Genomic DNA, 20423 nt, shown 5'->3' with positions numbered 1-20423 from the left:
GTCATTACCACCCGCACCCACGTTTCGGGCCAGGTGGGGAATGTCTTCAAGGCAACCGGCATCGCGCTGCCGGCCAATATCAGCGAACTGCCGCCGCGAACCTGAGCCTCTGCAAGCTCAACCAAACTCAAAAATGTAGTGGTAATACTCGCGCCGGTGCGTGCATGTCATTGAACAAAAATGCCTTTTCCAAAAGCACTGTTCAAGTTGGGCATGACGCATCTCTGCCTCCTGTCAGACCCAATGAAGCAGATCAGGCGATCAAATGCGAGGGGTTTTTGGAGGTGCCCACCTGCGCACGGTTGGGGTAGACAGCGCTATTTCAATCGAAGTTCCCTAGAGGAGGGTTGGACGTGGCCCACGGTTCGATTGTTCAGGAGCAGGTTGGCTTTGCTGGGCGCACTAGGGGTTCCATCATCGCTGGACGAACTCGGAAAGCTGATCGACTGGGTAGGTGAAGCAGAAAGAAACGATCAGCCGTCGCTGACGATCGTATTTTCGATCACCCCAACGTCTGACACCTCAACGCGGACCACATCGCCCACTTTGAGCAGGCCATTAGTTGCCGCGCCTACACCCGATGGCGTGCCCGTCGATAGGATGTCACCGGGTTCTAGAGTCATTACCTGCGACAGATAAGCGATCTGATCGTAAATGTTGTAGATCATGTCGCCGGTCAGGGTAGACTGCCGCTCTTCACCATTGACCGTGAGGCGGAGCGTTAGTGCGTGTGGATCAAGGATTTCGTCGTCGGTTATGATCCACGGACCGATTGGGCCATGCGTGTCAAACGACTTACCGAGCGTGAAAGTGGGTGTGCGGTGTTGCCAGTCGCGTGCCGAGACATCATTGGCGACGGTGTAGCCAGCGATCACTGAACGTGCATCTTCTGGCAGCACATTGCGGCAACGCTTGCCGATCACTACAGCAAGCTCGGCCTCATAGTCCAACGCATTCGAAACAGCCGGATAAACGATCGGTGATGCTGGGCCAGTGATGCACGACACCTGCTTGTTAAACCACAGCTGGCTTGTTGGCACGGGTATACCAGCTGCGATCGCCTCTTGCGCATGCGCTTGATAGTTCATACCGATCGCCAGAAACTTCTGCGGATCGGTGATTGGGGCTTCGAGAATGACGCTCTCCAGCGGGAGCGCCGGTTCATCTGCCGCTTCAATTGAGCCGCGGATCTCGGGCAGATCGTTCAGCAACTGCCGCATTGAGCCATGCGGCGCTATCGCACTTAGATCGACAACATTGGTGCCCACGACTTTGCCCAACCTGGTAATTCTGTTCGCAGTGTACCGAACCAGTTTCATATTCATTCCTCCCATGAACTACTTTTTCGCTACTTTGATAGGGCACTTCAGAACAAGGTACAAAGTATATAATCTAGTTGAAGACCTAGGCACGGTTGGGGTCGACAGCGCTATTACAATGGACGTTCCCATAGCAATTTCAAAATCGGGATGCTCTTTGTTCACGCACAGCGTCCACAGCGAAGAAGATCAATCCCGACCAGATGGATCCGAACGTGAACAGGTGCAAAAGACCGAAAGGTTCATGGAATAAGAGGACGGCCTGCAGGAACTGGAGCGACGGGCCAATGTACTGGAATTGGCCTGCAAGCGAATATGGCATCTGTTTGGCTGCGACTGAGAAAAGCAGCAGCGGTACCGCCGTTACGAATCCAGTAAAAATCAATAGTACGTTGGTAGATGTGTCGCCGCCAAACACCGGTATCCCGTTTTGGGAACTTAGAAATAGCCACGCCATCGCTAGCGGTGCCATGAGAGATGTTTCGATCAGAAGGCCGCAAAGCGGATCCAAAGGAGCAACCTTTCGGATCAAGCCAGCGGTGCTGAATGTAAATGCCAGAACCATCGCGATCCACAAGCTGTTGGGGCCTTTTCCAACAGCAAGGGCGATTACACCCACAGCAGCCAGGCCGACGGCAAATGTTTGAAGCCGCGTCAAGCGTTCGCCCAGCGCCACGACGCCAAGAACCACGGTTATCAAAGGAGTTATGAAAAAACCGAGACTGGTCTCGAGTATACGATCGTTCAGAACGGCCCAAATATACACGAGCCAGTTCACTCCAATGAGCGCCGCAGTCGCAGCAAACAACCCGACCAGACGCATATCAATCGTCCGGCGTAGCGAGGTCCATCGCCCGAGCACGCTGACGATAATTGCTAAAAGAAAAACCGACCATAGGACACGATGTGCCATGATCTGACTCGGCGGCACTGCCTGCAATTGCTTCATGTAAAACGGCATGGCTCCGTAGATCAGATAGGCCAAAGTTGCGTAAACAATACCGGATCTCAACCTTAGTTTCTGACCGGAAACCTCAGGATCTGCCGTCTCGCTCAAGGTAATATTCTTTCGATAAGAAATGTCGATTAACATGTTTTAACTAGTTCATCATCCCTATTAATTTTCCTTCGAAATGACGGCGGGATTACGTCGTCCGATCGACCGTGGTTCTATTGCTGTTACTACGCATCTTTTAGCCCGGCGGCACTTGACCTTGCTTCGCCTCGGCCTTCTCGCTTCCGAAATCGAGTTGAGGTAGCCTGAATAGCCCTATCTGCTAAACCCCTAAAACTGGTAGCAGGGTTGGCCAAAGATCGCTGACAGATCGCGACATAATTACTCTTGCTCAAAGGAGAAGAGCGGGTGCTCGGATCGCCCGCTCTTCGTCACGGAGTCACCAGGCTGTTAAAGCGCTCTCAAATCTTTTCACGATCGATGTTGCTCAACGCTAGGATCAACCGCGCCTGTCAAACATTCTCGTTATTTCGCAATGTCAGAATCGAACCTCGAACGAAGCACCTATTTTACGCGGTTGCTCGTAGAAACCGTCGGTACTGAAGGCACCCGGGCGAATAGTCTGGAAGACTTTTTCGTTAGTCAGATTGGTGACCCACAAGCTCGCCTTCCAGGCCTGGCTGTCGGGGGTCCAGAAAATCGAGGCGTTCGTAAGTGTGTAGGAGGGTTGAGAAAAAATGTTCAGGAAATCGTAATATACGCGCGAACTCCAGGAAAGATTTGCGCCTGCGCCAAATGTACCTCCACCCATCGCGGTTGTATAATCCGCCCCAAAGTTACCCGACCACTTAGGTGCACGAGTCATCACGTTGCCAGAGGCATCCGTCGTGGCGACGATGTTGCCGCCGCTACCCCGGGGAATGAAGCCCTGCGCCGCCGTGAAATCTTGGTACCGGGCGTGCGTGTAGGCGACAGCAGCACGAAGCTTGAGGCCGTCGACCGGAGAAATGAAGGTCTCTAGTTCTCCACCGTAAATCTCAGCGTTGCCAGCATTCTGAAGAATATATGCAGAGCTATTAGCCGCCCGGGCCTGCAGCTGAAGGTTCTTATAGTCGTAGTAGTAAGTAGCAATGTTTATACGTAGCCAGGGCAGGGGGTCAGTTTTCAAGCCCACTTCATAGGCAGTGATTTCTTCAGGAAGAACCGGAGTGCTCAACGTCGCAGCCATGTTGTAGACGCCGCTCTTGAAAGCCGTGCTGTGAGTCGCATAAACATTCGTGCGTGATGTAATTTCGTACCGAACCCCGACCTTGTAGTTGAACTTATTAAATGTTTTGCTGACGTCGTTTGCGACCGTATTTCCGTTTAGAATTTGCGTAAAGCTGCGTTTTTCGGTTGTATAACGTCCGCCAAGCGTAATGAAAAGGCCGCCAGAAAGCTCGTAAGTTCCCTCGCCGAAACCAGCAAATGAACGACCCGAGAGCTCGGGTTGAAGGTGCGGACCTACCAGGGGACTTGGCGGCGTTGTCGTCGCAAACGGGCTAAGGTCCGCGTGGCCACCGAACTGATAGAAATATCCGCCGACAAGCCATTGAAACGGGCCTGCGTTTGTAGAGCTCAGTTTGAGCTCAGAGCTTCCAGATTCTGTAGCGAATAAAGCAGGAAAGTTGCCAATGTCGACATTGGAAGCATCGGAGTCAGTTTCTTGGTACCAACGGAGATTGAGAAAACCACTTGTCGATTCAAGGTTCACGGTTTCCAGATCGACTGAGACATGTAGCGCCGCAGTCCATCTGCGTAAGTCAAGTACTGGAACGCGGGTAAGCGAGGCTTCCCAAGGGCCGCGCGGCAGAATTACACCCGGAAATGCTCGACCTAAGGTGTTTCCATCGATCGGTTGTGGGGCATTTGTCGTGCTCTGCTGATCGAAAAACTCTCCGGTCAAAACCACCTTGACATTGTCGGCTGGTTTTAGCAGAAGTTTGCTGCGGAGGTCGATGACCCGCTGACCGCCCAGCGTTCCGCCGCGCACAAGGTCCTTGATATAACCATCGTTCTTACGGAAGAGCGAGGCGAAGTCGAGCGCCGCCGTTTCACTGATCGGTCCCGTAACATACATTCGCGCGTCGTAGTCTCCGGCATCATTGCGCATACGGCCCACTCGAACTGAGGCCTTGCCACGAAAATCAAAACTCGGGTCAGGCGTGATTACATTAATAAGACCGCCAGTTGCGTTGCGTCCAAAAGTTGTACCTTGCGGACCGCGCAAGACCTCGACGCGCTCGACTTCGACCAGATCAATCCAGTTCGCTGCCGATTCGGGCTGATAAACGCCGTCAACATATGTCGCGATATTTGGCTCGTCACCGATCGAGATGCCGGTCGAACCGACCCCGCGGATCACCGGTTGGAACACGCCCATGTTGCGGCTGCCGATGAATCCGGGAACCACTTGGGTCAATGTACGAAGGGTCGAAACATCCGCTGCCGCCAAGCCGGCTCCAGTAATGGCGGTGACTGCGACCGGCACATCCTGAAGGCGCGCCTCCCGACGGGTGGCGGTAACTACGATGTCCCCGAACGCCGAAGCCGGTTCTTGTTGCTGCGTCGAGGCAAGCTGAGAGCCCGTAGTTGGAGCCTGAGGCGTTTCCCCAGCAGCATCCTGTGCGATCGAAGCCGATGAGCAAAGCATTGCGCCCATGCAAGCACCTGAAAACAACACAAAACGACTCTTGTTATATTCCCGTTTCACGACATCTCTCCCCACTTTTTAGCTGCAACTTAATTTCAAGTGTCAGCTTACATGCATTCTATATTCGGCGAATAAGCGCAGAACGAATGCTTCCCGCCTCTGGTGCCGACTTCGAACCTTGACAACGGCCCTTTGCACCGGTTTGCTAGCAAACGCAATGTACAATATGCAACAGAGGTCGACTCTCCGCGCTTTTCTCAGGTGGGTTAGGGCCTGAATCGACACAATCGACTTTGACGAAGGCACCGGCTGATTACGATGTGCAACTGAAGCTGGACCCCCGCAAAAACTCTGGCGGATTTGGGGCATTCGTGATTCATTGATTGGGTAGGCATCGGAAGTAATGATCCATGGACCCCGAGTCTCTTTTCAGCCTGCATGACCATCTTGAGATGCTGAGCCGTCATGACGATCCGCTTGATGTTCTGGAACGGACCGTGGACTTTGAGTATTTGCGGGTCTGGCTGGTCGATGGGCTGAGTTATGGCGATAGCAGCACGGGCGGTCGTCCGCCGTTTGACCCTGCCGCGATGTTCAAGATCCTGATTATGCAGGCCCAACATAATCTCTCCGATGCCCGGATGGAGTATATGATCCGGCCACCGGCTGAGCTGGATGCGGTTTCTGGGTTTTGCGCTCGGCGATCGCACCCCCGACGAAACACCATCCGGCACTTTCGCAACCGGATGACGGAGACCGGGACGCTCATGCGGGTGATGAAGGCCTTCGACTGGCAACTGCACAAGAAGGCCTACATCGGCATGTCGAGGCAGATCATCGATGCCAGCCTGGTGCCAGCACCCAAGCAGCGCAACACCGATGACGAGCGGCAGGCCATCAAGGATGGCGAGTCGGCGCAGGATATCTGACTGATAACCCGGCCAAGGCGGCACAAAAGGAACACAGATGCGCGCTGGACGCTCAGGATCGGCGGGAAGGTGCGCTATAAGGATTGCAAGCCGCTGCCGATGTCGCCTTGCCGGTGTTCGGGTATAAAAGCCATATCAGCATCGACCGCCGGTATGGCTAGCCGATCGTATGCTGACCAGTCGCATCCACCGTCGCAAGCCCAAGGAAAGTCCATGCCCAAGGCCACCGCCCGCGCAAATGCCGCAAGTCCGCGATCCGTGCCAGGATCGAGCATGTGTTCGCGCATCAGAAAAACCGGTTCGGGCTGTTCATCCGCACCATCGGAATCAAGCGGGCTGAGGCGAAACTGACATTGGCCAATCTGGCCTATAACTTCAACCGCCTGATCTTCCACGAACGACGCGCCGTCAAAGCATGAATCTGCCCTGAAACCCGGAAACGGCTATGTGAAATGTCCTATCCGGTGACCGAAAGCCGCCCGCGAGAGCGCCCAGCGCCGCGCTCATACCGTCATCACCGCAACGGCAGCAACAAAACGCCGGTTTTTGCGGGTGCCCAGCTAATCGCCTCGGGGCACCCATGCGACCTGCACTCGCCCCGCTCGACCTTATCCTATTTAGAAGTCGAATTTGACGTTCTCGGGAACGCCGGGGGCGGGATCGTCGGCAACCATCCTCACCCCATCGATTACGATAGGGCTGGCCACCCCGGGCTTACCATCGTGTTCAATCGCCATGCCTCTCGCGATAACCTGCGGGTTCGCAAATACCTCGTCCAACTCATTGATCGGACCTGCAGGAATCCCTGCACCATCGAGCCGTTCGAAGAGATCGTCCCGGCTCCATTTCGCGGTGATCTCTTCGAGCGCTATGATCAAATCCACGCGGTTGCGGATCCTTTGTGGATTATTGCTGAACCGCTCATCTTCGTGCAGTGTCACGTTCAGTACACGACAAAGCGCAGCAAACTGGCCATCGTTCCCGACTGCGATGATCAGATCTCCATCACGGGTCGGGAACGCTTGATAGGGTACCAAATTAGCGTGGCCATTGCCTACCCGGCGTGGCACTACTCCCGAGGTCATCCAGTTGAGCGCCTGATTACCCATGACGCTGACTTGGGTATCTAGCAGCGCCATATCGATATGTGCGCCGACGTGCATTTCGCGACGCCGGTTCAGTGCTGCCAGAATTGCCACCGCGCTGTAGACCCCGGTGAAAAGATCGGCGGCAGCGATCCCGGCCTTCTGCGGCTCGCGCTCCGGTTCACCGGTCATCGACATGAGCCCGCCCATCGCTTGTGCGATATAGTCATATCCCGGGCGGGCAGCATATGGCCCGGTTTGCCCAAACCCGGTGATAGAACAAGTAATGAGATGTGGATTAAGCGCTGACAACGAGGGATGATCAAGTCCGTATTTCGCCAGCCCCCCGACCTTATAATTCTCGATCATGATATCGGCCCCTCCCGCAAGACGGCGGATGGCAGCCTGACCCTCGGGGATTGTGATATCAATCGCGATGGACCTTTTCCCCCGATTAGCCGAATGAAAATAGGCCGCGCCAAGGTTATCGCCACCGTCGGACATTACAAAGGGTGGCCCCCAATGTCGGGTGTCGTCTCCGCTTCCAGGGCGCTCTATCTTGATCACTTCGGCGCCGAGATCCGCAAGCAGTTGCCCGCACCATGGCCCGGCAAGGATCCTGGCAAGCTCAAGCACCCTGATGCCGGCAAGCGGCTTTCCAGATGCTTCGCTTTGTGCGGAGCGCCAGTCACACTGCTTCATTTTGCACCAGCGACCGCTGTATCGATGCGGCAACGCCAGTCCCGCGCAAGGTCTCCTGCGGCCTTTGCCAAAGTGAAAGAGTCTATACCCACCGCTAGGAACCGGGCACCGCCTTCCAAATATTGCTGCACCAGACGCTCATCGCGCGACAGGATGCCGCAGGGAATGCCGGTGGCCCGAATTCGGTCGAGAGCCGCTCCGGTGGCCTGGGCGAGAGCTGAGGCGTTAGCGGGCCCGAGCAGGCCGAGCGAGGCAGCCAGATCAGCAGGGCCGATAAACAGTGCATCAATGCCATCGACTGCCGCAATGGCTTCGAGATTCTTGATCGCTTCGGCCGTCTCGATCTGGGCGATGATACACAGTTGCTCGTTCGCGTCTGCCACATAAGCGGGAAAGCGGCCCCAGCGTGCGGCACGCGCACCACCGATCCCGCGATCGCCGTCCGGCGGATAGCGCGAAGCCTTTACGATTGAAGCTGCTTGCGTTGCGTTATTAACCATCGGAACCATGATCGTCTGTGCACCTAGGTCCAGGATCTGGTGGATCGTCACCGGATCGTGGCCAGGAACGCGCACGATTGCTGAGCAGTCCGATACGGTGTCAACCGCGCGCAGTTGATGGGCAATCCCTGGCAGCGTCTGCGCGCCGTGCTCGGCATCGATCAGAACCCAATCGTAGCCAAGACCTGCGCAGATTTCCGCGATGTCGGGATTGGCGAGCGCGAGCCAGAAGCCGAGCTGCGGCAAGCCGTCACTGAGTTTATTCTTGAAGTGGTTTTGCGGTGTCAGCATCGCCCTGCCTCAGATAAACCGGAAGCCTATGGCACCCAACGGCCCGAAATCGGCGCTGAACACATCACCCGGGCGGGCTTCGACAGGGCGGGTGAACGAACCACCGAGCACCACTTCGCCCGCCTCGAGCGTCTGGCCCCATGGCGAGAGCCGGTTGGCTAGCCACGCCACGCCGATTGCCGGATTGTTGAGCACGCCCGCAGCAACCCCAGTCTCCTCGATCACACCGTTCCGGGTCAGCAGCGCACTGACCCAGCGCATGTCGATCTTGTCAGGTCGCATCGGCAACCCTCCCATGATAATCCCGGCGTTGGCGGCGTTGTCACTTATAGTGTCCTGCACTTTGCGACGCCCCCCGGTTTCGGGGTCAGTAGGAAAGGTGCGGCTGTCAATTACCTCCACTGCGGGAATAACATATTCGGTCGCCCGGAGTACGTCAAAGATGGTCGCGCGGGGCCCTTCGATCCTTCTGCCCAGCACGAAAGCAAGCTCGACCTCGACCTTGGGAGTGATAAACCGTTCACAAGGCACGTCGCTTCCTTGCTCAAACACCATATCATCGAGCAGTGTGCCGTAATCGGGTTCGGTAATTCCGGCAGCTTGCTGCATCGCTCGCGACGTCAAACCAATCTTGTGGCCGATGACCTTTCTCCCAGACGCGAGCTTAAGGTCTACCCATCGTTTGCTGATGCGATAGCCGTCGGCAATGGACATTTCCGGACAGCGCTGTGAGAACTGGCGGATCTGCTGACGCGACTGTTCGGCCTGATCGAGTTCAGCCGCAAAAACGCCGACTTCGGCTTCGCTGAGACCCGCCCCGACCATGCCGGGTCCGTCACTGCGGCGGTCCATAAATTGCTCCTCATCCCCGATCTGTATTGGCAAACGCATTGCACAGTTATAAACGCTAGTCTATAGCCCGGCGGCAGAACAGACCGTACTTGGCAGAACGACACTTGATTTGGAGGAGAGGCATGATGGCAGGCGATACGAGCGTGAGAGAAGAGAAAATAACCGGTCGCGGACTGACTTCTCACACCCTGCTTGCCGGCGACCGGAGCAAGCCTGCTATTCTTCTGCTGCATGGAGCAGGGCCGGGTGCCCATGCCGGTTCCAACTGGCTCCACCTCATGCCCGACTTGGCGGAGAATTTCTTCGTGATCGCGCCCGACCTAATTGGCTTTGGGCAGTCAGTTATACCTGATCCTTGGCCAGACAACGTAATGGCGTGGATCGGAACGCGAGTTGAACAGTGTTTCGGCTTGCTTGAAGCGCTTGGGATCGAAAAGGCCCACGTCGTCGGCAACTCGATGGGCGGTGCGCTCACCTTGCAGATGATGAGCGAAGAGCCCGACCGTATCGATCGTGTGGTCCTGATGGGGTCGATCGGCGCACCTGGCCCGCGGACTCCGGAACTAATCCGTCTGCTTTCCTTTTATTCCGATCCTCGGCCGTCCCGTTACCGCCAGCTGATGCACAGTTTCGCGCATGATGCCGACAAATTCGAAGGCATGGAGGAGATCGTCAGTAACAGGTACAAGATTGCCACCGATCCCGAGATTATGAAGACTGCGGTCAAAATGATCGATTCGATGAAGCAGGGAATGGAGGGGCTTAATATGCCGCCGTCGATGCTTTGCAAGATGCCGCATAAGGTTTTGATCTTCCACGGAAGGCAGGACCGCATCGTTCCGCTCGACACCAGCCTGTACCTTATAGAGCATCTGAAGCATGCCGAACTGTACGTACTCGACCGGTCGGGCCATTGGTCGCAGCTCGAGCGCTGGGACGTCATGCGCCCGATGATGGAAATACATTTCGGCGCGCGCACCTTCTGATGCTTCCGTTGTTCCGGCATCGGGTTGCCGGGCGGGCGTGATGCTCTGCATTCGTTTGTCTGGTTCGGCGTGGGGGTGACCAATATGGCCCAGACAGCGGCCTCGGCATTTTGGCAGTTCTCGCTGGATCTGTATGCTAGGCCGCACGTGTCCACGCTGTGCCTCGCGTTGCAGGATAAACATGGCTTCGATGTCAACCTGTTGCTGTTCTGCCTGTGGTCGGCTCAGGTTTCCAAAGTGGCGCTCGATAGTTCCGAGATCAGTGAGCTTCTTGACAGAATATCGCCGCTCAATGACAACCTTGTGCATCCCGTGCGAAGCGCCAGGCGATGGGTTCGCCTGTGCATCGCCGGATCGCCGGAGACTGATCCTGCCGTTGAACTGGTCAAGGTCTACGCGTCGCTGAAGGCGGTCGAACTGCAATCGGAACGCCAAGTCCAGTCAGCGCTGGCCGGTCTTTCGCGGCAAACTGCCAACCGGGATCGGACCACACAACAAAGCGCTGCATCGGCGAATTTATGCATTTACCGTCAGGTAATCGCGGCACCCGACGCAGCGGCCGTCCTGTTATCGCAATTGGTCTTTATGGCTTTCGCGCCACCTATCAAACCCGGCGTTTCGCTGACATGATACTGAGGGACAAGCTCGAAATTTTCATCGCTGGGTCAATCATCCTTGCCTTGATTTAGGCCGCATCTTTCCCGTCCACGCGGCTAATAAACGAACCTGGTGGCACAGTTACCTTAAACGGGTGCGTCAAACACCGCCTTACCGGTCGTGGGATCGAATGGCACCGAAAGATTGTGGTATACAACCAGCCATTTTCCGTTGACCTTGCGGTAACAGTCGACCTGCCGGAAAACCCAGTCCTGAACTTTGTTCATAGCGATATTGGTGAACACGACCCGCTGGGTACTGAAAGCATAGGCGATGTCATGATCTGTACTGATAGACATTTTAAGGATCGTAGCTCGCAGATCTTTAGTTCCCGCAAAGAGCGTGGTCGCCGCGGTGGCCACCGCTTTGCTGCCTCGGGCCTGGCCTGGAAAGAATGCATCCATCACAGCGTCAGGCGCGAAATCTTTCAAAAATTCCTCTGCGGTCTGCGCAGCAGCCATGTCTTGCTCGATCTTCAGAATCTTTGCCTCATCGGGATTTTCTGCAGCGTGAGCGGTGCTCGCAACTGCAAGCAGCAAAGGCAGGAACGCTGCTCGGATGGATTTCATCACGCATCTCCACATCTTGTTGCGGTCAAATGACTGGTGCAGTCTATTCTAAAATGCAGCAAGTATACAAGAATTGAGCGAACCTTCCGAACCGGTCGGCGGGCAGGCTCCGCCTCGCTTCTTGACCGGCACCAAGATCAGGTGCCCTCAACGATAAATGCCGCACTGGTAGAGGCAGAAAGCCTCATCGAAGCCAGTTTTTGATATTCGTCGGATCGGTACCAGCTCTGAGCCTCCTCAAGAAAAGCAAACCGGATAATCACTGCTCCCTTCGGAGGCGATCCTTCCAGAGTTTCGGCGACGACCGGGCCGGCCATGAACGAAACGCCCTGCGTCCCAAGCAGATACTGAGCCTGTTCCTTATATTGATTCATCAACTCCGGATTCGAAATTTCCCCGGTCACGATGACGACATAAGCTGCCATATTAGTATCTCCTTGCCTAAGCTTTCGGCCCATTGTCATGAATTCAGTCCGCAAAGATCGAAACCCATCGCTCGAGCACGGTAAGCTAACATGCTCGGGAAACTATCCGTCATCGGTTAAATTTAAACGGGATACAACGGTTAGGCGAAACTTCTCGATCATGGCTCCTGGTTGCCTATTACCAGATATGCATCTCCGGCATTCAGTCGAAGAAGCGGTTGCTTGGGCGGGGGAGGCCCAAATGGTCACGCAGCGTCGTGCCTTCATACTCGGTTCGAAAAAGGCCGCGCCGCTGAAGTTCCGGGATGACTTGATCCACGAAAAGGTCGAGCCCTTCAGGCAAAAAAGGAAACATGATATTGAAGCCGTCGGCCCCAGACTCGTACAGCCACTGCTCCATATCGTCGGCGATCGACGCCGGCGTGCCTACGAACGCGAGACCGGCATAACTCCCAGCGGTCGCCGCCAGTTGCCGAATGGTCAGATTCTGTGTTCTGGCCATCTCCAGCAATCTGTCGCGAGCGGTCTTGCTGGCATTCGTTTCGGGAATTTCGGGCAACGGGCCATCGGGATCAAAGCCCGAAACGTCAAAGTTCAGCGCACCCGACAGCGAATGGATGCCGCTGTCATAATGGACCAGGCTGTCAAGATGCGCTCGCTTGGCTCGTGCTTCCTCGATCGTATCGCCCACCACGACAAAGGCGGCAGGTAGAATCTTGAGAAGGCCGGGATCGCGTCCGACTCTTCTCATCCTGTCCTTGACGTCTGCATAGAAGCGCTTGGCGCCTTCGAGCGTGTTTTCGGCCCCGAACACGGCTTCTGCCGTCTCGGCGGCGAGTTGGCGGCCCGGTTCGGAAGCACCTGCCTGCACAATTACGGGCCAGCCCTGCACGGGGCGCGCGATGTTGAGTGGGCCGCGCACCGAAAAATGCGCTCCCTTGTGGCGGAGCACATGGAGCCGATCCGGATCAAAATAGATGCCGCTTTCAGCGTCGCGGACAAATGCGTTGTCGGCGAAGCTATCCCAAAGTCCGGTAACGACATCGTAAAATTCGCGCGCACGGGCGTATCGCGCAGCATGATCGGGCTGGTCTTCATAGCCAAAATTCTTCCCATTGTCGGGATTGGCTGTCGTAACAACGTTCCATCCTGCGCGTCCGCCGCTTAAATGATCGAGCGACGCAAACCGCCGCGCGACATGGAATGGCTCCTCGAAGGTTGTCGACGCAGTAGCGACTAAGCCGATCCGTTCCGTCACCCCGGCAAGCGCCGAGAGCAAGGTAAAAGGCTCGTATGACGTGACGGTATGGCTACGTTTCAAGGCTTCAACCGGCATATTGAGAACGCCTAGGTGATCGGCCATGAAAAAAGCGTCAAATTTGCCCTCTTCAAGCTTCTGGGCGAAGCGCTTCAAGGCAGCAAAATTGAAATTGGCGTCATGTATCGCGCCGGGATAGCGCCATGCTCCTGTATGCATACTAACTGGGCGCATGAAAGCGCCGAGGTGAAGCTGTCGAGAGTGAGCCATGTTCAATTTCCTGTAACCCGCTGGTAGGTGCGCCGATGATCTGCGCGCTCGGCGTGACCGTCACAACGGTACAAATGATCGAGATGCTTCCAAGGCGACAGATCTTACGCCGTTTCCCTGATTTATGCGGTCCGGATCCAAACTGGGATCCGCACTTGGTTGACAGCGGCGTCCCAAAATCATATGGGAAACGCGATGCACAGTATGCAAAATAAAATGCAATTGCAAGATGCTATAGCTCAGCAAGGAGATAGGACATGAGTGCTTTTGCGCGATACGTCTCCTTTATCCGGTGCTCGGCGCCAGCAATGTGGAACTCCCCGACTTTGCTCCTTTGCGTCGCGTCCGTCTGCTGGGCTATGAACCCAATTATTGGGCGGGCGGTGCGCGACCTTGCGTCTCCTTTGTCACTCGCATTCTGGCGGTGGATGGTCGCTTTTTTGTGCGTGCTACCCTTCGCCTGGCGTCATCTCAAGGTTGACGTCCAAACGCTGCGTGCTTCCTGGCTCCTTGTCACGCTGCTCGGTTTTTTCGGTGTCGGGCTGTTTGCCTACATCGTCTACAGCGGCCTGCAATACACTACCGCTACAAACAACCTGCTGTTGCAATCGATCATGCCGATCATGATCCTTTTGATGCCGACGGTGCTGTTTGGGGAGCGGCTGCTACCCCTCCTCGCTTTAAGCGCTGCGATGTCGTTCGCGGGGATCATGTGGATCGTGACCAAGGGTCATCCCTTCAATCTAGTAGGGGGCATCTCGGTCAATCGCGGGGACTTGCTTTCCGTGGCAGGGGTATTTCTCTATTCGGCTTATGCCACCTTCCTTCGCAAGGTTCCGGCTGTACACCACCTCTCATTGCTAGCGGCGCTGTTCGCGATCGGCGCCGGCTCGCTGGCACTTCCCTACATCTCCACGCTGGCCAGAAATGGCCTGTCGATGCCGCCAATGAAACTGGCGGCGGCCATACTGTATGTCGGAGTTTTCCCTTCGCTCGTTGCTTACGCTCTTTTTAACCGTTCGGTGACGCTGATCGGATCCGTTCGTGCCGGGGCCTACATGAACCTCCCGCCAGTCTTGGGTGTGGGCCTTGCGATGCTGCTTCTTGGCGAAGGCATTGCATCCTATCATTTCATTGGTGCCCTTCTAATCATCGGCGCGATCGCCGTTTCACGCGGGTACCGCCCCAGAGCCAACGCGTGATCAGACCAAGAAAGTACTAGATATGACGGTCGGACGAGGCAATCTGGAGTATAGTGATATTTATCGTCGGGCCTCCGAAGACCCGGTGGGTTTTTGGGCGGAGGCCGCGCGCGCGATCGACTGGTTCGTTAAGCCCCGGCTTGTTTACGATGAACAGAAGGGTTGGTTTTCCGACGGGATCCTCAACACTTGTCATAATTGTCTAGACAGGCATGTCGACGCTGGTCGTGGCGATGCGGTAGCGCTGACCTATGACAGCCCAGTCACCGGCGCACTACGATCCTTCACCTATTCGCAACTTTTGTACGAAACCGGGCGGGTGGCAGCGATGCTAGCCGCGCTGGGTGTGACCAAGGGCGATCGCGTCGTCATCTTCATGCCGATGATACCTGAGACGGCATTCGCGATGCTGGCCTGCGCGCGTCTCGGGGCGATCCATTCCGTGGTGTTCGGCGGATTCGCCGCGCCGGAGTTGGCCAAGCGTATCGACGACGCCAAACCGAAGCTTATCCTGACCGCTTCGTGCGGGATAGAGGGCACACGGGCGATCGCCTACAAGCCACTGGTCGATGAGGCTGTTGCTCTTTCGTTGCAGGGTATCCAGCATGTCGTCCTTCTGCAGCGCGACCGGCTGGCTGCCGATCTTGATCATGCCCACGATATCGACTGGCAGGAATTGCGCAGCCGCACCGCCGGTGAACCTCAGCCTGCCTGCGCGCCGGTAGGCGCGACCGATCCGCTTTATATCCTCTACACGTCGGGGACGACAGGAACGCCTAAGGGTGTCGTAAGAGAAAACGGCGGCAACGCGGTGGCGCTCTCATGGTCCTTGGCAAATGTCTATGGAATTGGCCCGGGCGACGCCTTCTGGGCTGCATCCGACGTCGGCTGGGTCGTGGGCCACAGCTATATCGTCTATGGCCCGCTGTTGGTTGGCGGGACAGCCATCCTGTTCGAGGGAAAGCCGGTCGGAACGCCCGATGCCGGCACCTTTTGGCGGACGATCGTGCGCAACAAGGCAAAGGCTTTTTTCACCGCGCCCACTGCCATTCGGGCGATTCGCAAGGAAGACCCTGAAGCGAAATTCCTGAAGGACATCGGCACCGGTGATTGCCGTGTGATCTTCCTTGGCGGCGAACGTGCTGACCCCGCGACCATCGCCTGGCTCGAACGAGCAAGTGGATTGCCGGTCATTGATCACTGGTGGCAGACCGAATTGGGATGGCCGGCCATTGCATCGTGTTTTGCCATAGGCGACTTGCGTCGTAAACCGGGCAGCGCTGGACATGCGGTGCCCGGATATGAATTTGCTATCCTCGATGACTATGGCAGTCCAGTGGACGATGGCGAAAATGGCAATGTTGTTATTCGCGCGCCCCTTCCGCCTGGTGCCTTCCGTACATTGTGGAACAACCCGGCCGGATTTGCCAAAAACTTCGCCAGTTTCCCCGGCTTCTACGAAACCGGTGATTCCGGCTATCGCGACGACGCCGGCTTTCTCCACATCATGGGACGTACCGATGACGTCATCAATGTCGCGGGCCATCGCCTTTCTACCGGACAGATGGAGGAGATTGTGGCGCGACTCCCTGATGTTGCCGAGTGCGCGTTGGTCGGCGCGAAAGATCCTGTCAAAGGCATGGTTCCTGTTGCATTCGTAACCACGCGCAGAGGTTCGGCCGATGATGGGATAATTTCCAAGCTCGCGATCGACGCTGTTCGCGCCGAGTTGGGTGCCGTGGCGGCACTGAAAACCGTTTACGTTGTCGACCAATTGCCAAAGACGCGCTCTGGCAAGATTCTCCGGAACCTTTTGCGGAGGATCGTCGATCAGGAACCTTTCACTCTGCCGCCGACAATAGACGACGCCGATATACCCCAGGCCATCGCCTTGCGAGTGAATGGCGCCTGATCATTGTTTACGTGGCCGCGGCCATCCCGGTCAAACCGGAAGAACCGATTTAACGCGGTGCCCCGCTCCGAGCTTGAACTCCACCCAGCGGCGAACCCTCAGAAAAAGGCCTGCAGACCCGTCTGAGCGCGTCCCAGAATCAGCGCATGGACATCATGCGTACCCTCATAGGTATTAACCGTCTCCAGGTTCATCATGTGGCGTATAACCTGATAATCCTCTGAAATACCGTTGCCGCCATGCATGTCGCGGGATTGGCGGGCGATGTCGAGCGCCTTCCCGCAATTGTTGCGCTTCAAGATAGAAATCATCTCGGGCTCCATCCGCCCCTCGTCGAAAAGGCGACCGACACGCAACGAGGCCTGCAGTCCCAGCGCAATTTCGGTCTGCATGTCGGCAAGCTTCTTCTGAAACAGCTGGGTCTGCGCGAGCGGCCGCCCAAATTGCTTGCGGTCCAGGCCATATTGGCGCGCGGCATGCCAGCAGAACTCAGCTGCGCCCAACACACCCCAGCTAATGCCATAACGAGCTCGGTTCAGGCAGCCAAACGGCCCGCCGAGGCCCTCGACATGCGGTAACAGCGCTTCCTCGCCGACCTCGACCTCGTTCATGATGACCTCCCCAGTAATAGAGGCGCGAAGCGACAGCTTGCCACCGATCTTGGGCGCCGACAGTCCTTTCGTTCCCTTCTCCAGGACGAAGCCGCGGATATTGCCACCGTGCGCATCGGACTTCGCCCAGATTACGAATACGTCAGCGATCGGCGCGTTGGATATCCAGGTCTTCGCACCGTTGATCCGGTAGCCGCCCTCGATCTTTGTCGCGCTGGTAGTCATGCCGCTGGGGTCAGATCCGGCTTGGGGCTCTGTCAACCCGAAGCAGCCTATCCATTCTCCCGACGCGAGTTTCGGCAGAAATCCGCGCTTCTGTTCTTCCGAGCCATAGGCAAAGATCGGGTGCATCACAAGCGACGATTGCACCGACATCATCGAGCGATACCCCGAGTCGACGCGCTCCACCTCGCGTGCAATTAACCCGTAGGCGACATAACCGACTCCTGCGCCGCCATACTCGGGCGGAACCGTGGGACCAAGCAGTCCAAGCTCCCCCATCTCGCTGAAAATCGCAAGGTCCGTCCGCTCCTCTCGGAACGCGTCAATGACACGCGGTTGTAGCCGCTCTTGCGCGTAGCTCCGCGCAGCATCACGGATCATGCGTTCGTCACTGGTGAGCTGGTCGTCAATAAGAAAGGGATCAATCCATTGAAAGCTCCCGTGTACTTGTAGCTCAGGTTCGCTCATTTCCGGACCTTTATTTTATTGCTCATTAGAATAGAAGCTTGGCCCGAAACTGCCCTATCGAAGCACTCCTCCAGAGACAATTCCAAATGCATTTGGTCGACCATATCAAAGTTTTTTTGAAAGCGGCATATGAATTATTTTTCGGCTTCAGTGGCACTGTTCCCATCAGGCTGAACAAACTGGCATTGTTGCGCTGATGGAGCCGATTGTCGAGCAGAGTGCTTTGACGATCAAATGTTTGACGCGACCCGACCGGTCGCTACAGCGCGACCATGTCTTTTTTTAAACGCCTTGATGCAAAGCGATTCCGCCCAACAGACCTTGTCAGTGGCGCCTGGAACGTCCGTGAGCAGCATGTAGCACCCGCATTGGGTTTGCTCGCTCATGCTATTGAACTTGACCATGCAGTTCGTCGTGACAGCATACTGACGATGGCTCGCGTTTCCTACGACATCCTCGGCACTCTGCCGATCGATGAATTCGAAATTGACGTGTCGGTGATCAGGCCAGGACGGACCATCGAGCTGGTCGAAGCGCGTCTAAGCCACGCCGCGCGAGCCATTGTGATCGCACGGGCGTGGCTTCTTCAAACGCCGGATACGTCCGCCATTTCTGGAACACCGGTGTTGGCTATCCCAACCCCCGAGACCTTAGCCTTGTGGAAGCCAGAGACATTGTGGCGGGGCGGATTTGTCCGATCTATCGAGGTTCGTCGGTCATTGCTCGGAGTAGGCCGCGCCGTTTCGTGGATCCGTTCTGAAGTGCCACTTGTTGCGGGCGAGAGCGTAAGTCCAACAGCCAGGGCCTTAGGAATTATCGACATAGCTAATGGACTCGCAGCGAGGGAGGACGTCAACGAGATCGCATTTCCCAATATCGACTTGACTGTTCACTTTATTCGCAAGCTTCGAGGATTATGGTTGGGCTTGGACACCACGGTCTCCTTTGGTCCAAGCGGTATCGGCTTAACTCATAGTATAGTTCACGATCAGGACGGGCCAATCGGTGTCGTTTCACAAAGCTTGACAATACGGCACTAAATCAAAGCCAAATATCAGCAAATAATCGTTGCAGGAAAACGGGCTAAAATCGCTATCAAAGCAGTTGTGCGAGAGAAAATTTCCACCCCAATGCCTTTTTCAAACCAAATCGCTTCTGGCTTAATATTCTGCTTGACTATCACAGATACTCTAAAAGTCGGGTTTACAAATTCCTAACAATAAGCGATATAATGGGCTATTAGTATAAGAGTTTTATGTTAAAATCGATATTTTTAAAATTTAAACAAACGGATTTTTGGTACGGAATGCTGATTCCGACGAAGCCGCCCCTCGTTTCCGAGATGATCGCGCCCCTTAATCCGGGATATTGCCGCCCCCGGAACGGGGCCTTCGGCAACGATCGTTGTTGTTTCGTTTGAAGCCTACGTCAAGCGGGCCGATTGCCTTTTGAGCGCCGCTTGCTGTCGCCATCGAGGTCAAGGCGATGTGCATTGTGAACCAGACGATCGAGGATCGCGTCGGCGTATGTGGGGTCGCCGAACGTTTCATGATGCTGCTTTCCTGGAAGGGGTCATACTGTAATTTGGCGCTGTGAGCGCCTTTATTTGCTGGACGGTCAGGTCCACCTGCCACGGCTGTCCCTTCTTTAGTTGCCGGCCCTGAAGCTTACCGCGTTTCAGCCATTTGAACACCGTCTGCTCAGTGACGCCGAGCGCGGTCGCGGCACCTTGGATCGAGTAGCTGCCATCCGGCCAACGGGGCGGATTATGCTCGACGCCGTTGATCTTTACGGTGGGGATATTCCAGCGCTGGCGCAACAGGTGCACCGTGTTGTGGTCGAACAGCCCGTCCAGGCTGTTCCGCAGACCCTCTATGTTGAGCGCGGTAGCGACCTCGGCGTCCATCATGCCAGCGGCGTTGAGCTCTCGGATCCGCTGTTCTAGCACGTCGGCATGAGCAGCTTCAGCATAGGATTGAGTGCGCCGCATGACCCAGTGTTCGGTCGCTGCGCCCGTCTGCCAGATGATGCGGATCCACACCATGCCTTTCGCCCGCCGCTGATCTAGAATGACCTTGTCGATCACGAGGCGGAGCATCGCCTTGCGTTCGCTGTTCTCGATTCTTTCCCAAAGATCAGGCAGGTCGATGCCGAACGCTGCGATACGGGCGCGATCGTCGGCATTCAACGCAACGGTTTGCTCCGTCTTCCACCGCCGATAGTCCTGCTCGACCTTTTCGACCTCACGCAGCTTGCTTTCCCAGATGCTTTCGAGCGAACGGGCAACGAGGCGGTTCTCCGGCTCGACCGCGTCATATTGGCGCCGGGCACGCTCGCATTCATATTCGGCGCGTTCGCGCTTGAGTGTCCATTGCCGTTCGAGTCCATGGATGAAGCGCCCCGGGTTTCCAGGAGGCTCCAACTTGTGAGAAGGAGCATCCGTTATGAGCAAGACAACCAACAAATTTTCACCTGAAGTCCGCGAGCGGGCGGTTCGTATGGTGGTGGAGCAGCGGGC

The 20423-nt window shown here is 56.1% G+C and carries 17 protein-coding genes and 2 pseudogenes; 7 read left to right on the top strand and 12 right to left on the bottom strand.

Annotated features, from left to right (window positions below; genetic code table 11):
- Nucleotides 1-473: 473 nt before the first annotated feature.
- From KRZ98_RS13120 to KRZ98_RS13110, 3 genes are all read right to left on the bottom strand, one after another.
- A complete protein-coding gene (locus tag KRZ98_RS13120; protein WP_254798395.1) occupies nt 474-1220 on the bottom strand; it encodes a fumarylacetoacetate hydrolase family protein in 747 nt (248 codons plus the stop codon).
- Nucleotides 1221-1458: 238 nt separating this feature from the next.
- The gene (gene rarD, locus KRZ98_RS13115) at nt 1459-2412 is read right to left on the bottom strand and encodes an EamA family transporter RarD (protein ID WP_217673943.1); all 954 of its coding nucleotides are present in this window, start codon (nt 2410-2412) and stop codon (nt 1459-1461) included.
- 400 nt (nt 2413-2812) lie between these two features.
- Entirely contained in the window at nt 2813-5026 is a 2214-nt protein-coding gene (locus KRZ98_RS13110) for a TonB-dependent receptor (protein ID WP_368389827.1), read from the bottom strand.
- Between the two features lie 350 nt (nt 5027-5376).
- On the opposite strand from KRZ98_RS13110, the gene KRZ98_RS13105 reads away from it, so the two are divergent.
- Complete coding sequence (locus KRZ98_RS13105) at nt 5377-5895, top strand: transposase (RefSeq protein ID WP_088190070.1); 519 nt, start codon at nt 5377-5379, stop codon at nt 5893-5895.
- 275 nt (nt 5896-6170) lie between these two features.
- Entirely contained in the window at nt 6171-6314 is a 144-nt protein-coding gene (locus tag KRZ98_RS13100) for a hypothetical protein (RefSeq protein WP_176401085.1), read from the top strand.
- A 198-nt stretch (nt 6315-6512) separates the two neighbouring features.
- On the opposite strand, the gene KRZ98_RS13095 is transcribed toward KRZ98_RS13100, so the two are convergent.
- From KRZ98_RS13095 to hpaH, 3 genes are read right to left on the bottom strand one after another with little or no spacing between them, the layout of a single operon-like run.
- Nucleotides 6513-7682, bottom strand: a complete 1170-nt coding sequence (locus tag KRZ98_RS13095) for a CaiB/BaiF CoA-transferase family protein (protein ID WP_088190072.1) — start codon at nt 7680-7682, stop codon at nt 6513-6515.
- Nucleotides 7679-8473, bottom strand: coding sequence for an HpcH/HpaI aldolase/citrate lyase family protein (locus KRZ98_RS13090; RefSeq protein WP_217673942.1), 795 nt, complete (start codon nt 8471-8473; stop codon nt 7679-7681). The genes KRZ98_RS13095 and KRZ98_RS13090 overlap by 4 nt, the downstream gene beginning before the upstream one ends.
- Before the next feature lie 9 nt (nt 8474-8482).
- Complete coding sequence (hpaH, locus tag KRZ98_RS13085; protein WP_088190081.1) at nt 8483-9298, bottom strand: 2-oxo-hept-4-ene-1,7-dioate hydratase; 816 nt, start codon at nt 9296-9298, stop codon at nt 8483-8485.
- 149 nt (nt 9299-9447) lie between these two features.
- Between hpaH and KRZ98_RS13080 the strand changes: the two genes are divergently transcribed.
- Both KRZ98_RS13080 and KRZ98_RS13075 read left to right on the top strand, forming a co-directional pair.
- Nucleotides 9448-10311 (top strand): alpha/beta fold hydrolase, encoded by an 864-nt coding sequence (locus KRZ98_RS13080; protein ID WP_239019002.1) that lies wholly within the window; start codon nt 9448-9450, stop codon nt 10309-10311.
- Between the two features lie 84 nt (nt 10312-10395).
- The gene (locus tag KRZ98_RS13075; RefSeq protein WP_088190083.1) at nt 10396-10941 is read left to right on the top strand and encodes a TIGR02444 family protein; all 546 of its coding nucleotides are present in this window, start codon (nt 10396-10398) and stop codon (nt 10939-10941) included.
- A gap of 113 nt (nt 10942-11054) precedes the next feature.
- Here KRZ98_RS13075 and KRZ98_RS13070 read toward each other — a convergent pair whose 3' ends face one another.
- The 3 genes from KRZ98_RS13070 to KRZ98_RS13060 all read right to left on the bottom strand — a co-directional run bounded on the left by KRZ98_RS13070 (nt 11055) and on the right by KRZ98_RS13060 (nt 13490).
- Nucleotides 11055-11537, bottom strand: a complete 483-nt coding sequence (locus KRZ98_RS13070) for a nuclear transport factor 2 family protein (RefSeq protein ID WP_217673941.1) — start codon at nt 11535-11537, stop codon at nt 11055-11057.
- Between the two features lie 137 nt (nt 11538-11674).
- Nucleotides 11675-11962, bottom strand: a complete 288-nt coding sequence (locus KRZ98_RS13065) for a DUF1330 domain-containing protein (protein WP_169575407.1) — start codon at nt 11960-11962, stop codon at nt 11675-11677.
- Between the two features lie 202 nt (nt 11963-12164).
- Nucleotides 12165-13490, bottom strand: coding sequence for an LLM class flavin-dependent oxidoreductase (locus KRZ98_RS13060; RefSeq protein ID WP_088190075.1), 1326 nt, complete (start codon nt 13488-13490; stop codon nt 12165-12167).
- A gap of 257 nt (nt 13491-13747) precedes the next feature.
- Between KRZ98_RS13060 and KRZ98_RS13055 the strand changes: the two genes are divergently transcribed.
- Together KRZ98_RS13055 and KRZ98_RS13050 are read left to right on the top strand one after the other, a co-directional pair.
- Nucleotides 13748-14692 carry a DMT family transporter gene (locus KRZ98_RS13055; RefSeq protein WP_088190076.1) on the top strand — a complete coding sequence of 315 codons (945 nt, stop codon included), beginning with the start codon at nt 13748-13750 and terminating at the stop codon, nt 14690-14692.
- A gap of 22 nt (nt 14693-14714) precedes the next feature.
- Nucleotides 14715-16604, top strand: coding sequence for an AMP-binding protein (locus KRZ98_RS13050; protein WP_088190077.1), 1890 nt, complete (start codon nt 14715-14717; stop codon nt 16602-16604).
- A gap of 98 nt (nt 16605-16702) precedes the next feature.
- Here KRZ98_RS13050 and KRZ98_RS13045 read toward each other — a convergent pair whose 3' ends face one another.
- Nucleotides 16703-17905: an acyl-CoA dehydrogenase gene (locus KRZ98_RS13045; protein ID WP_088190078.1), complete on the bottom strand. Its 1203-nt coding sequence runs from the start codon at nt 17903-17905 to the stop codon at nt 16703-16705.
- A 272-nt stretch (nt 17906-18177) separates the two neighbouring features.
- Here KRZ98_RS13045 and KRZ98_RS13040 point away from each other — a divergent pair, with 272 nt between their 5' ends.
- Nucleotides 18178-18945, top strand: a complete 768-nt coding sequence (locus KRZ98_RS13040) for a thioesterase family protein (protein ID WP_088190079.1) — start codon at nt 18178-18180, stop codon at nt 18943-18945.
- A 388-nt stretch (nt 18946-19333) separates the two neighbouring features.
- Here KRZ98_RS13040 and KRZ98_RS13035 read toward each other — a convergent pair.
- Both KRZ98_RS13035 and KRZ98_RS13030 read right to left on the bottom strand, forming a co-directional pair.
- A pseudogene (locus KRZ98_RS13035) lies at nt 19334-19456 on the bottom strand (ATP-binding protein); the annotation flags it as partial.
- A pseudogene (locus KRZ98_RS13030) lies at nt 19452-20423 on the bottom strand (recombinase family protein); the annotation flags it as partial. The pseudogenes KRZ98_RS13035 and KRZ98_RS13030, both read right to left, overlap by 5 nt.

Source organism: Sphingobium sp. AS12, assembly GCF_019097845.1.
Classification (GTDB): Bacteria; Pseudomonadota; Alphaproteobacteria; order Sphingomonadales; family Sphingomonadaceae; genus Sphingobium.
The sequence above is the reverse complement of the archived record's forward strand: the minus strand, read 5'-3'. Positions and strand labels throughout refer to the sequence as shown.